The 13729-nt window shown below is 56.8% G+C and carries 14 protein-coding genes and 3 pseudogenes; 9 read left to right on the top strand and 8 right to left on the bottom strand.

Annotated elements, in window-relative coordinates:
• The first annotated feature begins 149 nt into the window (after nt 1-149).
• From PGR6_RS10870 to PGR6_RS30385, 3 genes and pseudogenes are all read left to right on the top strand, one after another.
• Nucleotides 150-358 (top strand): annotated as a pseudogene (locus PGR6_RS10870) (hypothetical protein).
• A gap of 311 nt (nt 359-669) precedes the next feature.
• The gene (locus PGR6_RS30705; RefSeq protein ID WP_064617073.1) at nt 670-1146 is read left to right on the top strand and encodes a response regulator transcription factor; all 477 of its coding nucleotides are present in this window, start codon (nt 670-672) and stop codon (nt 1144-1146) included.
• 47 nt (nt 1147-1193) lie between these two features.
• Nucleotides 1194-1382, top strand: a pseudogene (locus PGR6_RS30385) (integrase); the annotation flags it as partial.
• Nucleotides 1383-2480: 1098 nt separating this feature from the next.
• On the opposite strand, the gene PGR6_RS29910 reads toward PGR6_RS30385, so the two are convergent.
• The 3 genes from PGR6_RS29910 to PGR6_RS10845 form a co-directional block, all read right to left on the bottom strand.
• On the bottom strand, nt 2481-2648 hold the full coding sequence (locus PGR6_RS29910) for a hypothetical protein (protein ID WP_156523284.1): 168 nt from the start codon (nt 2646-2648) through the stop codon (nt 2481-2483).
• 248 nt (nt 2649-2896) lie between these two features.
• A complete protein-coding gene (locus PGR6_RS10850; RefSeq protein WP_019578450.1) occupies nt 2897-3433 on the bottom strand; it encodes a dihydrofolate reductase family protein in 537 nt (178 codons plus the stop codon).
• A 167-nt stretch (nt 3434-3600) separates the two neighbouring features.
• Nucleotides 3601-4200, bottom strand: a complete 600-nt coding sequence (locus tag PGR6_RS10845) for a TetR/AcrR family transcriptional regulator (RefSeq protein WP_026286536.1) — start codon at nt 4198-4200, stop codon at nt 3601-3603.
• Nucleotides 4201-4349: 149 nt separating this feature from the next.
• On the opposite strand from PGR6_RS10845, the gene PGR6_RS10840 reads away from it, so the two are divergent.
• From PGR6_RS10840 to PGR6_RS30165, 5 genes are all read left to right on the top strand, one after another.
• The gene (locus PGR6_RS10840; RefSeq protein WP_064617070.1) at nt 4350-5450 is read left to right on the top strand and encodes an alkene reductase; all 1101 of its coding nucleotides are present in this window, start codon (nt 4350-4352) and stop codon (nt 5448-5450) included.
• Between the two features lie 52 nt (nt 5451-5502).
• Nucleotides 5503-6291, top strand: coding sequence for an SDR family NAD(P)-dependent oxidoreductase (locus tag PGR6_RS10835; RefSeq protein WP_019649210.1), 789 nt, complete (start codon nt 5503-5505; stop codon nt 6289-6291).
• Nucleotides 6292-6372: 81 nt separating this feature from the next.
• Nucleotides 6373-7242: an alpha/beta fold hydrolase gene (locus tag PGR6_RS10830; protein ID WP_019649211.1), complete on the top strand. Its 870-nt coding sequence runs from the start codon at nt 6373-6375 to the stop codon at nt 7240-7242.
• A gap of 67 nt (nt 7243-7309) precedes the next feature.
• The gene (locus PGR6_RS10825; protein ID WP_064621237.1) at nt 7310-8308 is read left to right on the top strand and encodes an NADP-dependent oxidoreductase; all 999 of its coding nucleotides are present in this window, start codon (nt 7310-7312) and stop codon (nt 8306-8308) included.
• Nucleotides 8309-8657: 349 nt separating this feature from the next.
• Nucleotides 8658-8819 carry a hypothetical protein gene (locus tag PGR6_RS30165; RefSeq protein ID WP_177343079.1) on the top strand — a complete coding sequence of 54 codons (162 nt, stop codon included), beginning with the start codon at nt 8658-8660 and terminating at the stop codon, nt 8817-8819.
• Between the two features lie 270 nt (nt 8820-9089).
• Here PGR6_RS30165 and PGR6_RS29270 read toward each other — a convergent pair whose 3' ends face one another.
• The 3 genes from PGR6_RS29270 to PGR6_RS29905 all read right to left on the bottom strand — a co-directional run bounded on the left by PGR6_RS29270 (nt 9090) and on the right by PGR6_RS29905 (nt 10755).
• The gene (locus PGR6_RS29270; protein WP_082920838.1) at nt 9090-9659 is read right to left on the bottom strand and encodes a DJ-1/PfpI family protein; all 570 of its coding nucleotides are present in this window, start codon (nt 9657-9659) and stop codon (nt 9090-9092) included.
• A gap of 153 nt (nt 9660-9812) precedes the next feature.
• Nucleotides 9813-10469 (bottom strand): HAD hydrolase-like protein, encoded by a 657-nt coding sequence (locus PGR6_RS10820; protein ID WP_018930324.1) that lies wholly within the window; start codon nt 10467-10469, stop codon nt 9813-9815.
• A 130-nt stretch (nt 10470-10599) separates the two neighbouring features.
• Nucleotides 10600-10755 (bottom strand): hypothetical protein, encoded by a 156-nt coding sequence (locus PGR6_RS29905; RefSeq protein WP_155944828.1) that lies wholly within the window; start codon nt 10753-10755, stop codon nt 10600-10602.
• A gap of 79 nt (nt 10756-10834) precedes the next feature.
• On the opposite strand from PGR6_RS29905, the pseudogene PGR6_RS10815 reads away from it, so the two are divergent.
• Nucleotides 10835-10996 (top strand): annotated as a pseudogene (locus tag PGR6_RS10815) (DMT family transporter); the annotation flags it as partial.
• 259 nt (nt 10997-11255) lie between these two features.
• Here PGR6_RS10815 and PGR6_RS10810 read toward each other — a convergent pair.
• Both PGR6_RS10810 and PGR6_RS10805 read right to left on the bottom strand, forming a co-directional pair.
• A complete protein-coding gene (locus PGR6_RS10810; protein ID WP_064617068.1) occupies nt 11256-12866 on the bottom strand; it encodes a gamma-glutamyltransferase family protein in 1611 nt (536 codons plus the stop codon).
• Between the two features lie 81 nt (nt 12867-12947).
• A complete protein-coding gene (locus PGR6_RS10805) occupies nt 12948-13727 on the bottom strand; it encodes an amino acid ABC transporter ATP-binding protein (RefSeq protein WP_018930320.1) in 780 nt (259 codons plus the stop codon).
• Nucleotides 13728-13729 lie beyond the last annotated feature (2 nt).

Here is a 13729-nt window from a genome sequence, read left to right as displayed (position 1 = left end):
AAAATCTCGGCTCTCGGCATGTGTTCCATAACTATTATGGACGTGTTCCAGAACTCAGCGGCTGAACCCCCTCCTCCGGCGTCCTGCTGATCGTTAAAAATCCTTCACGTAAGGTGGTGCTACGCTGTCCTCAAAACCGAGGATTTGCGATGCCACATTCGGACCGTCCCCCTCCCTGCTGTACAAGATCAACGAAAACCAACTCGCGCTCGAAGCCGCCATCATGGAGCTTTCCAACTGGGTCGAAGCCCGCGGCTCAGCCGACGTCGCCGACAACGTGCGCGGCGCCTTGGACACCATCGACAAGAACGAAGAGTTCATCAAGATGACGCTCGCGGTACTGATGACGCTGGAGTGAATTAGCACTGCATCTTATCGCTACCCCGCTACCACCTCGCCTCAAATACTGAGGCGAAACCGTGGATCCGTACGAAATCGAAGACACCCGCAACTGGCTGGAATGTCCTTAATCCTCCCTATCAAAACCAACGTACGTTCGATCTTTTTTAAAGATTTTACGATTGCTGAAACGTATCATCACCGAAATTAGCCGGTTTTAACCGAAATACACTCTGCATTGCACTGCGCCATCTCCGCTGACCTAGGAATTTCTCTATTTCGAGCCAGCTAGCGGAAGAGCAATACATCCAAAGAAACATCCTCACTTAGATGAATATCGATACGCCCCCCTCCAGACGACCCTCCGCTTTCGAGGCGCACGCCCCCGTTGAAAAGAGTATGTTCAACGCAATACGCGCACAAAGTTCAAATGCATGGATGCTAGTCGAGCCTCTGCGATTACTTACTAACAATGAAAAAACTATCAATCTAACCAAGATGGAGTACGCAGTACTCGACTTGTTAATAAGCAGCACAGAACGGATAGTAAGTAATGATGCCATTGCCAAAAAACTAAACAAAAACCTTGACCACTATAAGGGACTGGTGATGTGCCTCAGCAGGCTACAAGCGAAGTTCAAGAGGTCCGCTAGAGGAGATAACCTTTTCCGCTCGGTGAGAAATCGCGGCTACTGCATCGTCCAAACAATACACATTGAGAAGGACTTATCTAACAGGCATACCGCATGCGATGAAAAAACCTGGAAGCGCTGCTCGCCCCCCCCCGCCACAGCATCTACTTGCTAGCCGATGCATCTGCCTATTGGGTTGACGTATGTAGCGGCTCTGGCACGGAGGAGGTGCCGAGCTTCCATGAAGTGCGGGCGCTGTCGCTGCACCTGTGGAAGAACGCCGGAAACGATGGACAGAAGATCGCAGGGCACGCGAGCGAGGGCATGACCAAAAACTACCAGCGGGACCACGAGAAAATCGTCCGGCCTGAGGCGATACCGGATCTGAATATCAGCGAAATCACTGGGTAGTTTTGCGTAGACCTGAAACGAGAAAGGGGACCAAGCCACTAAGCGCTTGATCTCCTCACGAAATATGGTCGGGACGGAGTGACTCGAACACTCGACCCCTAGCACCTCATGCCGGGGACTGTAACGACCTAAGCTATTGTTTTAGAACGAATATGCCCCCCTTTAAGAGTGGCAAAACATTCGATTTTTTGTGCTTATGCAAACGGAAACACGCGGCCTCCAGAGGAGGTTTTGCGCAAGCCACCGCAGGAGAATGACGAGGTGACATTGCGAAACTTTCTGCATCCGCTAGAACTTCGAGATGGCGCAGAATTGTCTGCCCGTCACCTCGAGGAAGGGACATGGCTGTAATCACGAAGAGTGACTTGGTGTACAAGTACACTTGGTCGGCAGATCAAGGCGACAACCCGCATTACACTGGGTTGCTGGATCGCGACAAGGTAGACCGGGACGAGGGACACCAGGTTGTACATTTTCCGACAGTAGTGCCCTCCCTTCCAGGCGTTCTGCCGACCTGAACCCCAAGCCCCTAGTTTGCCCCTGCCCTTACGCACCAGCCAAAAAACCGAGTAATCAGCGTGTTTTTTCCTCCTAAAGACCAAGCGCCGGATATGTATTAACCCTGATACATGAAAGGTTATTATTTGACGCTTTTCTAACAGAGGCACATTGCTATGATCCCGGCAAACTCCACTGCTAGAGGCTCTGAAGTGAAATTAACACCTGCCGAAAAGACCAAGTCTCGGGGTTGGGAATGGGCCTATAAAAAAATCCGGAGTTTTGGTTGCTCTCGAAGAACGGCCATCTACAGGGCAAGCCTCTATGCTCTTCGAGGTGACTCGGGAGGTTTCTCAAGCGAGCGGAGCTTGCAAAGATTCCGACTACGGCGTTAACCAAGCTGGTCATCACCGGTACGCCATGGCTCGACCCGATCCCCCTTCGGGCTGCAGGGCTGCGGCCACAAAGACAACCCTGACTACAAGACCGGCGCCTGCAAGATCTCCATCAACTGCTAAGACAAGCGTTGGAACTCCTTCTCGGGGCGGCATGGGGCCGCGTACGGTGGCCGAGTAGGTCCCTTGATCTCCCCCGACGGCCTCACGCTGGCGTCACACATTCCGCCGCCGACGATGACACCCCGCCCGAACCAATGACATGCATGACCGACTCGACCTGCCAAAGTCTGTTCGCGCTGGCGCGATGGTTGTGCACATCGATCCGCCCCTCGGCGACCATTCCAGGCGTCAGCGGCCGAGTGATGGACATGGTCGATCTGAGCCACGCCCCTGGGCACCACCACCAGGCGACCGTCGACCGGCTTCGCCACGGCGCCCAGTTCACGTGCCAAACGCGTCAGTAGGTTCATATCGGATTCGGCGCGCTGGTCGATATGGCTGAAAACATGCTTTGCCAGCTCCGGCGCTACGGCCGCAATGTAGCATGCTCCTTGGCCATCTTGGCGACCAGAGCGCCCAGAGCGCCCAGCGTTTTGGATCGGGTCTCCCTCCGGAAAATCAAGGAGCCAACTGATAGGTTGACTGCACTAGACCGGAAGGAAAACACCGGCTATTTACTAGCTTCAATTCAATGTCCTGCGTAAGGGCCCCGAACAATGGTCTTCCCGACCCAATCAGCACGGGAACAGTGGTGATCACCATATCGGCGACTAACCCGTCACGCAGGAATGACTGCACCAATTGCCCGCCATCGACATAGACTCGATGCACACCTTGCCTCGCCAGTTCCGCCAGCAGGTCTGAAGGAGTGAGGTTGGAAAAACGCACTTTCCCCTCTAGCGCATTAGGCACCTGTGAATCGGCCAACTGTTGAGACAACACGATTACTGGCAGGTCGTAGAACCAAGTGTCGAAGGTCAGCACTTTCTCATAGCTCCCCCTCCCCATCACGATAGCATCCTTATCGGCGATGAAGCCCAGGTAGCCGTGATCCTCACTCTGATCATCGCGCTGCAATAGCCAGTCAATGTCACCGTCGGACCTGGCGATATAGCCATCTAGACTGATGGCGATGAAAACATGTGCAGTAGTCATAGAAGTTTCCTTATTCAGACGACGCATGACTGACCGCAAAGAGGATAGCAAAACTAATATATAGCTAAATTTCTTAGCTGGTTTTCTACAAATCCCGCTCAATTCAAATGGGTCAAAAAAACGTGTAGCGTATTTTGATAGCGCGAATAGGCCGTTCACGCTTTGAATTAATCTCCCTTCAACACCGGTTCAACTTCATCGACCGGCAACGAAGCAAACATTTCAGCGCGACAAACCTCAAGGATCTCATCCGCGAGCGCAGAATCATCCGGGCAGGCACGCGACAAAATAATCGCGCCGACAGCACGAGACAGCAGGTCGATCATTTTCTTTCTCCCCTCTCCCGCCTCGGCATCCGGTCCCGTCGGATATTTCTCTCCCAGCGTTTGCAGGGTGTGTTCAATGCCTTCGGCAAATGTCGTTTTCACATCATCCGATTGACGTGCCGCGTCGCTGCACAACGCGGCCATGGTGCAACCGCTGCCACGTCCGTCCCGATGTTCTCGGGTCACATAGACGTTGATGAAGCCCGGAACATCGAGCGCTTGGGCGCCAGTCAGCGATTTGGCAAGACTGCAGGCCGAGGCTTCGGCCATCAGGTCGGCCTTCGACCCGAAGTGCTTGTAGAAGCCTCCATGGGTGAAACCGGCAGCCGCCATGAGATCCGCCACACCGACGCCGTCAAAGCCGCGCTCACGGAACAGCTCTGAGGCCGTTTCAACGATGTGCTCTCGATTGGCCTGCGCCTGGGCCTTGGTCACTCTCACGTGCAATACCTCGTGTTTACCGGGAAATCATGCGTCCAATCATACATAGATGCTGGTCATAATCAAAACCGTTGACAGTTTAGATTTCGATCATCATCCTAATTGCACGCAACACCGATCTCCATCAACGGGTACGGAAGAAATACCAGATGACCAATCAGAATCTGTTCACCCCTTACACCCTTGGCAGCCTAACGCTGTCGAACCGGGTAGTCCTCGCGCCGCTGACACGTAACCGCGCAGGCCGGGGCTTCGTCCCCAGCGAGTTCGCGGCCACCTATTACAGCCAACGCGCCAGCGCCGGCCTGCTGATCAGCGAAGCCACGCAGATTTCCCGACAGGGCCAGGGCTATCAGGACACCCCCGGGATCTACACGCAGGCGCAGATAGACGGCTGGCGCACCGTGACCGATGCCGTCCATGCCAAGGGCGGAAAAATCTTTCTGCAACTGTGGCATGTCGGCCGCGTGTCGCATGTTGATCTGCAAGAAAACGGCGCCGCTCCTGTGGCCCCTTCTGCACTGCGCGCCGCCACCAAAGTGTTCGTCAACAACCGTTTTGAAGACGTCTCCGAGCCGCGCGCACTGGACATCAGCGAACTGCCGGGGATCGTCTCCGATTTCCGCCAGGCCGCGGCAAACGCGGTCGCCGCCGGGTTCGATGGTGTGGAGATTCACGGTGCAAACGGCTATTTGCTGGATCAATTCCTCAAGGACAGCGCCAATCTGCGTACCGACGCTTACGGCGGTTCGATTGAAAATCGTGCGCGCCTGTTGCTCGAAGTGACGGCGGCGGTTGTCAATGAAATCGGCGCGGATCGCACAGGTGTGCGCCTGTCTCCCGTTTCGCCGGCCAATGGCGTATCCAGCAGCGATCCGCAGGCGCAATTCGATTACGTCGTTGAACAACTCGACGCCCTCGACGTGGTTTATCTGCACGTGGTCGAAGGCGCGACCGGTGGCCCGCGCGACGTGGCGCCCTTCGATTTCGGCGCCCTGCGCCAACGCTTCAAAAACACCTACATCGCCAACAACGGCTATGACCTGGACCTGGCGACTTCGAAGCTCGCTGCAGACCAGGCCGACCTGATCGCCTTCGGTCGCCCGTTCATTGGCAATCCGGATCTGGTGGAGCGCCTCAAACGTGGCGCGCCGTTGTCCGCGTTCAATCCCGCCACCCTCTATGGCGGCGGTGCGGCTGGCTACATCGACTACCCGACGCTGGCTGAATCGAGCGCTATCGCAAGCTGAGCCATCAGTGATCGCGCTTTCTGTTTCTCACATCCTGAAAGAGAGATAACCCATGAGCACTCGCCCTACTGTTCTCATCACTGGCGCCTCCACCGGCATTGGCGCGGTCTACGCCGAGCGCTTCGCGCAACGCGGCCACGATCTGGTACTGGTCGCCCGCGATCAGGCGCGCCTGGATGCACTTGCAGCGCGCTTGCGCAGCGAACACGACGTCGCCGTCGATGTCATTGCGGCGGACCTGACCCAACTCAGCGATCTGACAACCGTTGAAAGCCGCCTGCGCGACGACGCCCGCATCGGCATCCTCGTCAATAACGCCGGCGCCGCGCTGTCCGGTAACTTCATCGACCAAAGCACCGACAGCGTTGCGCAACTGGTCGCCCTCAACACCACGGCGCTGGTGCGGCTCGCCAGCGCCATCGCCCCACGCCTGGCCAAGGCAGGCGACGGCGCGATCATCAACATCGGTTCGGTGGTGGGCCTCGCGCCGGAGTTCGGCATGACGGTCTACGGTGCGACCAAGGCATTTGTGCTGTTCCTTTCCCAGGGCCTGAGCCTGGAACTTTCGCCTCAGGGCGTCTACGTGCAGGCCGTGCTGCCCGCCGCCACCCGCACGGAAATCTGGGATCGCTCCGGCGTCGACATCAACACCTTGAGCGAAATCATGGAAGTGGGCGATCTGGTGGATGCCGCTCTAGTCGGTTTTGATCGTCGCGAACCGGTGACCATCCCGCCGCTGCACGAAGCGGAACGCTGGGATGAGCTGCAGAGCGCACGTCAGGGCCTGCTGGGGCAAATCCGCCAGTCTGCAGTCGCCCAGCGCTACCAGACCCAACCGTGATCTTTTGGTAGCGAGCATTCGCGCCGGATTCGATGCAGGCGCAGGGCACTGCATCGAACCCGGCCACTGTCCGGAGTAGCAATGAATTCAACGCAGACAAGTACGCCCTCGGGTTCACAGACGTCGTTCATCAATGCGACGAACCAGTCGATCACGGTCAACGGCATTCCCTTTGCCTATCGCGATACCGGCCCAGCAACCGGTGTGCCCCTCGTACTGTTCAACCATTGGGGCGCGGTGCTGGACAACTTCGACCCCGCGATCATCGATGGCCTTGCACAAACCAGACGCGTCATTACCACCGACTATCGCGGCATCGGCGGCTCTGGCGGAAGCGCACCACTGACCGTCGGCGAAATGGCTGACGATGCCATCCAGCTGATTCATGCGCTGGGGTTGGAAACCGTTGATGTGCTCGGTTTCTCCCTCGGCGGCTTCGTCGCTCAGGACATCGCCCTGAAGGCGCCTGATTTGGTGCGGCGTTTGATTCTGACCGGCACCGGACCAGCCGGCGGCAGCGGTATCGACAAGGTCGGCTCGGTGACATGGCCATTGATGCTCAAAGGCTTGCTGACCTGGCGCGATCCGAAGTTCTACCTGTTCTTTACTTCGACGCCCAATGGTCGTCGATCCGCCTCGCAGTATTTACAACGCCTGAAAGCACGCAAAAAAAATCGCGACAAAAGCCCGACGCCCAGCGCTTTCCTGCGGCAGTTGAAAGCCATCACTGCGTGGGGCAAACAGGCGCCACAAGACCTCAGACGCTTGCGGACGCCGACGCTGATCGTCAACGGCGACAACGACATCATGGTGCCCAGCGTTAACTCGAGTGCACTGGCAAAGCGTATCCCCAACGCACAACTGGTGATTTATGAGGATGCCGGGCACGGCGGTATTTTCCAACACCACGCTGACTTTGTGGCCAAGGCACAGGCGTTCCTCGATGCCTGACAACACGGCGCAGCAACGCCGCAACACACCGGCTACCCTCCTTACAACCGACAAGAGCCGCACCACGATGAAAGCATTTCTAATTGATCGCTATGGCAAGAACCCCGGGCGGATTGGCGAAGCTCCCGCCCCCGCAGTGAGTGCCCACGACGTTTTGATCGAGGTACACGCCAGTAGCGTCAACGCACTGGATTCGAAGATCAGCAAAGGCGAATTCAAGCTGATCCTGCCCTACTCATTTCCGTTGATCCTGGGTAACGATCTGGCAGGCGTCGTGATTGAGGTGGGCTCGAAGGTGACACGCTTCAAACCGGGAGACGAAGTGTACGCTCGCCCACCGGAAGCGCGGATCGGCACGTTCGCCGAATTGATCGCCGTGAACGAGAACGCGATCGCCCTGAAACCTGCCAATACCAGCATGGCACAAGCCGCATCCCTCCCCTTGGTTGCACTGACCGCCTGGCAAGTGCTGGTCGAAACCGCCCAACTGAAAAAGGGTCAGAAAGTGCTGATTCACGCCGGCTCCGGCGGCGTCGGCACCCTCGCCATCCAGCTCGCCAAACACCTCGGTGCGTTTGTCGCTACAACCACCAGCACTGCGAATGTCGAATGGGTGAAGGCATTGGGGGCCGATTTGGTGATCGACTACAAAAAGCAGAACTTCGAAAGTGTCTTGCACGACTACGACGTGGTGTTGAACAGTCTCGGCACCGATGTCCTGGAGAAGTCACTCAAAGTGCTCAAGCCCGGAGGCCAGCTCATTTCCATCTCTGGGCCACCCACTGCGCAGTTCGCGCAGGAGCAAGGATTGTCCTGGCCATTGCAACAAGTCATGCGCCTGCTGAGCCTCGGTATTCGGCGCAAGGCGCGCAAGCAGGACGTCAGCTACAGGTTTGTATTCATGCGGGCCAACGGCGCCCAACTGCAACAAATAACCGCGCTCATCGAGGCCGGCATCATCAAACCGGTGATTGACCGCGCCTTCCCCTTTGAATCAACGGCAGAGGCGTTGAAGTATGTCGAGCAGGGACGAGCCAAAGGCAAGGTCGTTGTTTCGATCAAATGACTAAGCCGCCTATCGATGAGTCGACCGAAGAGCCCGACAAACTTTTAGCACGCCAGCATTCTTCATCCGGGCTGAGCGAGTTGACGACACTAGAGTTGCCGAAACCGGAAGCGCAACAAACGGACGTCGTGCCTGTAGCACCAACTGTGATCCTATGGCGCAGTTTGATGCTTAAGCAGTAGATCTCGGCCTCGCCACAGCCACCGTACAAAGCACATTCATAATCAGTTTGGCGACTCTCCCCGTAGCACAATTGACGAACCCGAGGATGAATATACGTTCATCAAAAACATTGTTCTATGCGTCTAGCCTGTGGGTTCCGACATAGTGAATACAGGAGTAACCCACCATGTTCTCGCACGAAAGCATCCCGCTGATCATCATTTTCATCATCCTGCTGCTTGGCGTGCTTACCGCCGTCCTCCATCCGGTACATGCGTTCTATAGCTGGCTTCAGAGGCACAGGGAAAAATCATCCGTCGAGATCGCGAAAGAGGTGGATTCGCGCTGAATTTTTTTTAACGAGCCCGGCTAAGTCCGGGCATTTTTTTGAAGCTTTCGGGCCGATTCTGTTGAAAAAGTCGGCCTTGGTTTGCGCATCAGAAAAGTACGCGTCCGAGATTGAAATCCGAGTCCTGAACCTTCTGCCCAAAACACAGATTTAAATCTCAGGCACGTACTTTTCTGCCGTGGAAACCGAAGCCGACTTTTTCAACAGAATCGGCCAAGAGCGGACTCTCGAGCACATCACCTGGTTGGCTGTTTTTTCAGGACGAAGCGGTCACCCGTGTTCTGCTGCCAACATTGACCTGAACTGAGAAATGATCTCTGAAGATAACCCGGCAGCTTCGAACACTGCGCAGGTAAAGCTAACGGGTGCAGGACCTGGCGCAGTTATGATGCGGTCAGCAACCACAGCTACTGGACTGCTTCGATAAAGCGAGGACCCTTCATAACCTGCGGCATTCTGTTGTAAAAAGTCAGCGCTGTTCGAGGTATGAGAAACCGTGTCGAGAAGCCCGGCTCTCGCAAGTGCCAGCGTTCCCCCACAGATACCGGCAATTGTCGCGCCACTTGAACGACTAGTATGAAGAAAGTCCCGAATATCCGGTGCATCTGCACGTTCCCAGATCATTCCACCGATGACGACAACAACGTCCGGTTTCCAGTCCAGGCATTGTTGCAAGCTGCAATTCACAGTTACTGCCAATCCACCCTGCGAGCGGAACTGTCCCGTAGTAGAGGCGAAAAACCTAACGTCGATCCCGTAGAACGGGGATGCGGTTCCTGCAATGAAAGCATATTCCCAGTCCGCAAAACCGGGTGTCAGTATCAATCCCACGCGTGCCATCAGTCAGAATCCTCCATGAAAACGAATAACATAAAGCGACAACACATAGGTCTCAACGGCTGCCTTGGGTCGAAAGTTTCCCCTCACCACTGACAGCTTTCGGCCAGAGGCTGATTGTTGAAATCGGCTGAAATCGCCACTCAATGGTCAAGCCTATAAACTTGCGGATGACTCAAGGTGCGTATCACTTCCTGCCAGTCGCCGTAATTCGCTCACATCGGCGAACCACTCATGGGATTGAAGACTGTGGAATGCATCATATGCTCCATACCCCCAGGCGACCGCACCAAAGGCGATACCGGCAGTCGCAGCTGCTTCACCATCCGTAGGTTGGTCGCCGATGTAGATAACTTCCTCTTGCGCCACGTCGAATTTGCGCATGACACGGCGCAAGCGAGACGCCTTGCCGAAAATGGAGGCGCCGCACTCGAAGGCCCGGATATGTTGACAGCTGGAGCCCAAAATTTGCTTGATATTTTCTTGGGAGTTAGAAGATACCACCGCCAGAATCAGTCCTCTCTCGTCAAGATGGGCGAGGGTATTTGCAATGTTATTGAACAGTGGGATCGAGCTTCGATGTTTCTTCATCAAGCTCATGAAGGTTCGCGCCACCAGAGGCAACTTCCAGCGAGGCATTCCGATATGAGCCATGATCTCCCGAGCCCCCTGCTTGCGCAGACCGTCCAACTCTTGCGGGTGAATTCGACTGAATGCGTGCCTGTCAGCGACCTGGTTGAACACCGAAACAAAGAACGGAAAAGAATCAGCGAGCGTGCCGTCGAAGTCGAAAATGGCAAGCCGGTATGACATGTAAAAGCTCCTTCCTGTAGTGCTGGCAGCCGAGTCCGGGCGGCTGCTTGTGCTGGGCGATTGATTCACCCGATTGGTGGGAAAGGCGCATTATCCCTGCTCCGGAATCTGCCCGGAAGGAGTAAGTGGCTTAACGCTGTTGCCGTATCTGACTACCTTCAAGGCCTTGACTTGATTTATCGAGCTCGCCGAGCATATTCCGATGATTGCCAAGGCCAAAGTCGTTTTTCTCGCCACCCGCAATCACCTCAACCATCCGCTTCAGCACTCCTTCACGGCGATGCATGGGAGTAAACGTCCCATCGATGTGGGGCGGCATTCTATCGAACGACAAATCAGCGACAGGGATCGTCATCAATGCAATGCTGACCGAGCCGTTGTTCGCCGCGCTGCTGGCGTTTGTGGTGCTCAATGAAGTACCGCGCGAAAGCCTGTACGCAGGGGCAGTACTGATCATCGTCGGCCTGTGTTTTTCCAATGAGCTGATCCGCTTGGGCAGCAAAGCATCCGTCCCTTCGACCGAGTGAGCTACTTTCGGATCCTGATTGCTTTAGCAATCAGTGGTTTTGAAGTGTTTTCAGGGCTTTGTCGTTTCTGGGGATGCGAGCGAGCAGCCCCTCTAAGCCCCAGCAATCTCCACTGAACCTACCGCGCCCCAACCACGTCCAGTCGAAGAAGGCTAGAGAACACGCGAGGCCACGCTGTGCATCAGTTCCGCGCACGGATGCACAGCGTATTTTTCACGCAGAAGAGACCGAGTCGTCTTCGTTTGTTTTCAGCTACCCGTTACCACACAGCAATATGGGAATCGGCCCGCGGCTCGGTGCCGCCGCACAACACACCGGTGTCCGGGTCGCGGATGATGATCTGCCCTCGGCCATAGTTGATCAGGTCGCAATCGACCTGAACCTTATGTCCGCGCCGGGCCAGCGAAGCGGCCAAGTCCCTCGACGCCCCCTGCTCGATGCCGACTTTCATGCCTCCCAGCCATTGCCATCGCGGTGCGTCCAGCGCAGCTTGAGGATTGAGACCAAAATCCACCAGGTTCATGACCATCTGCACATGGCCTTGGGGCTGCATGTAGCCACCCATGACGCCGAACGGTCCCACCGGCGCGTCACCTTTACTGATGAAGCCAGGAATGATGGTGTGGAAGGTCTTTTTGCCCGGTGCCAGGCAGTTGGCGTGGTCAGGGTCGAGACTGAATTCCTGCCCACGGTTCTGCAAGGCGATGCCGCTGTCTGGCAGCACCACGCCAGAACCGAAGCCGTGGTAGTTACTCTGGATGAAGGACACCATATTGCCCTGCGCATCTGCCGTGGCCAGGTACACCGTACCGCTGGCGTGAGGATCGCCGGGATCAGGTTGCTGAGCCTGATCAACGATCTGTTCACGGCGTTGGCTGCTATAGGTGTCGCTGAGAAGATCAGCCACCGCCACACGCATGTGCAGCGGATCGGTGATGTAATGCAGGCCATCGCTGTAGGCCAGCTTCATGGCTTCCAATTGACGATGCCAGGTCTGCTGGCTGTCTCGGTGATCGAAGTCGAAACCCTGAAGGATTTTCAGGGTCATCAGGGCCACCAATCCTTGCCCGCTTGGAGGGATTTCCCACACATCGTAGCCGCGGTAATTGATGCTGATCGGGTCCACCCATTGGGCGCGATAGTCCTGCAGGTCGCTGGCTCGCAGGTAGCCGCCGGTGGCGCGGGAATGGGCATCCAGCCGCTGAGCCAGAGCGCCGCGATAGAGGCTTTCGCAAGCGCTGTCCGCCAGTTCTTCCAGCGTTCGGGCTTGCGCCGGGTTGCGGAATAATTCACCGGCCTTTGGCGCACGGCCATCAATCAGGAACGTGTCGAACCAGGCGTCTAGCACCGGGTCTCGATGGGGGCTGAATTCATCCAGAGCAGTCTGCCATTGTCGGGCGACCACCGGCGACACTGGGAAGCCCTCCCGGGCCAGACTGATCGCGGGCTGCAGCAACTCGGCAAAGGGCAGCTTGCCGAACCGTCTGGACAACTCCGCCCAGGCCGAAGGACAACCGGGCACCGTGACCGGCGTCCAGCCATAAAGCGGCATCCGCTCGTGACCACACGCCTTGACTGCATCGATCGTCAGTGCCGCCGGCGCTTGGCCGTTGCCGTTCAGTCCGTGCAATTGGCCTTTGCTCCAGACCAGAGCAAAGGCGTCGCCGCCCAAGCCGCAGCCGGTGGGTTCAACTACCGTTAGCGCCGCCGCTGTAGCGATCGCGGCATCAATGGCATTGCCGCCGTTGCGCATGATTTCGATGCCGGCCTCGGCGGCCAGTGGCTGTGAAGCCGCGACCATGCCACGGCGGGCAAACACACTCTGACGTTGCGACGGATAGGGATATTCGTGGGCAGAAAATTTCAACATGGCAAAAGCTCTTCCAAACAAAGATTCAATGGCCGCAGGTATCCGGTTCCATTGCCGGGTAAAAAACCCTGACTGAGAAGGTCACAGCACGCGACTGAGAAAGGCCCGAGTTCGCGGGTGTGTCGGTCGACTGAAGATCTGCTCCGGCGGCCCCTGCTCAATCAGTTCGCCCTGATCGAGAACCACCACGCGATCAGCGACTTCCCGGGCAAAACCCATTTCATGGGTGACCACTACCATGGTCATGCCGTCATCGGCCAACTGCTTCATCACCTGCAGGACCTCGCCGACGGTTTCCGGATCCAGGGCGCTGGTGGGCTCGTCGAACAGCATGGCTTGAGGTTTCATCGCCAGCGCCCGGGCGATCGCCACGCGCTGCTGCTGTCCACCGGACAACATCGACGGGTAATGCATGGCCTTGTCCGCCAGACCGACCCGGGCGAGCAAGGCCCGGGCCTGTTCCAACGCTTCGGCGCGTGGCACGCCGAGCACCTGGATCGGTGCCTCAATGATGTTTTCCAGCGCGGTCATGTGGGGGAACAGATTGAAACGTTGAAAGACCATGCCGATGTCCCGACGCTGGCGAGCGATGTTGCGCTCGGAGTCGCGCACCAGGCTGCCGTCGGCGCGCTCGCGATACCCCATGGAGCGACCGTTGACGCGTATGCGCCCGCCTTGAATGTCCTCCAGCAGATTAATGCAGCGAATGAAGGTGGTCTTGCCTGAACCCGATGCACCGATCAACACCACCACTTCACCGCGCCGCACCTGCAAGGAAATCCCCTTGAGAATCTCCAGGTCGCCAAAAGACTTATGAATGTCCAGGGCCTCGATAATCAGTTCTTCACTTTTGTGCGCCATGC

Source organism: Pseudomonas sp. GR 6-02 (assembly GCF_001655615.1).
Classification (GTDB): domain Bacteria; phylum Pseudomonadota; class Gammaproteobacteria; order Pseudomonadales; family Pseudomonadaceae; genus Aquipseudomonas.
The sequence above is the reverse complement of the archived record's forward strand: the minus strand, read 5'-3'. Positions and strand labels throughout refer to the sequence as shown.

Bases quoted from the DNA above. Each gene is read 5' to 3' on its own strand.
- PGR6_RS29270 (WP_082920838.1), bottom strand. From the start codon at position 9,659: ATGGCACGCGTGGGATTGATACTGACACCCGGTTTTGCGGACTGGGAA.
- PGR6_RS30165 (WP_177343079.1), top strand. From the start codon at position 8,658: ATGTTCTCGCACGAAAGCATCCCGCTGATCATCATTTTCATCATCCTG.
- PGR6_RS10820 (WP_018930324.1), bottom strand. From the start codon at position 10,469: ATGTCATACCGGCTTGCCATTTTCGACTTCGACGGCACGCTCGCTGAT.
- PGR6_RS10830 (WP_019649211.1), top strand. From the start codon at position 6,373: ATGAATTCAACGCAGACAAGTACGCCCTCGGGTTCACAGACGTCGTTC.
- PGR6_RS29905 (WP_155944828.1), bottom strand. From the start codon at position 10,755: ATGCATCGCCGTGAAGGAGTGCTGAAGCGGATGGTTGAGGTGATTGCG.
- PGR6_RS10810 (WP_064617068.1), bottom strand. From the start codon at position 12,866: ATGTTGAAATTTTCTGCCCACGAATATCCCTATCCGTCGCAACGTCAG.
- PGR6_RS30705 (WP_064617073.1), top strand. From the start codon at position 670: ATGAATATCGATACGCCCCCCTCCAGACGACCCTCCGCTTTCGAGGCG.
- PGR6_RS10850 (WP_019578450.1), bottom strand. From the start codon at position 3,433: ATGACTACTGCACATGTTTTCATCGCCATCAGTCTAGATGGCTATATC.
- PGR6_RS10825 (WP_064621237.1), top strand. From the start codon at position 7,310: ATGAAAGCATTTCTAATTGATCGCTATGGCAAGAACCCCGGGCGGATT.
- PGR6_RS10840 (WP_064617070.1), top strand. From the start codon at position 4,350: ATGACCAATCAGAATCTGTTCACCCCTTACACCCTTGGCAGCCTAACG.
- PGR6_RS10835 (WP_019649210.1), top strand. From the start codon at position 5,503: ATGAGCACTCGCCCTACTGTTCTCATCACTGGCGCCTCCACCGGCATT.
- PGR6_RS10805 (WP_018930320.1), bottom strand. From the start codon at position 13,727: ATGGCGCACAAAAGTGAAGAACTGATTATCGAGGCCCTGGACATTCAT.
- PGR6_RS29910 (WP_156523284.1), bottom strand. From the start codon at position 2,648: ATGTCCATCACTCGGCCGCTGACGCCTGGAATGGTCGCCGAGGGGCGG.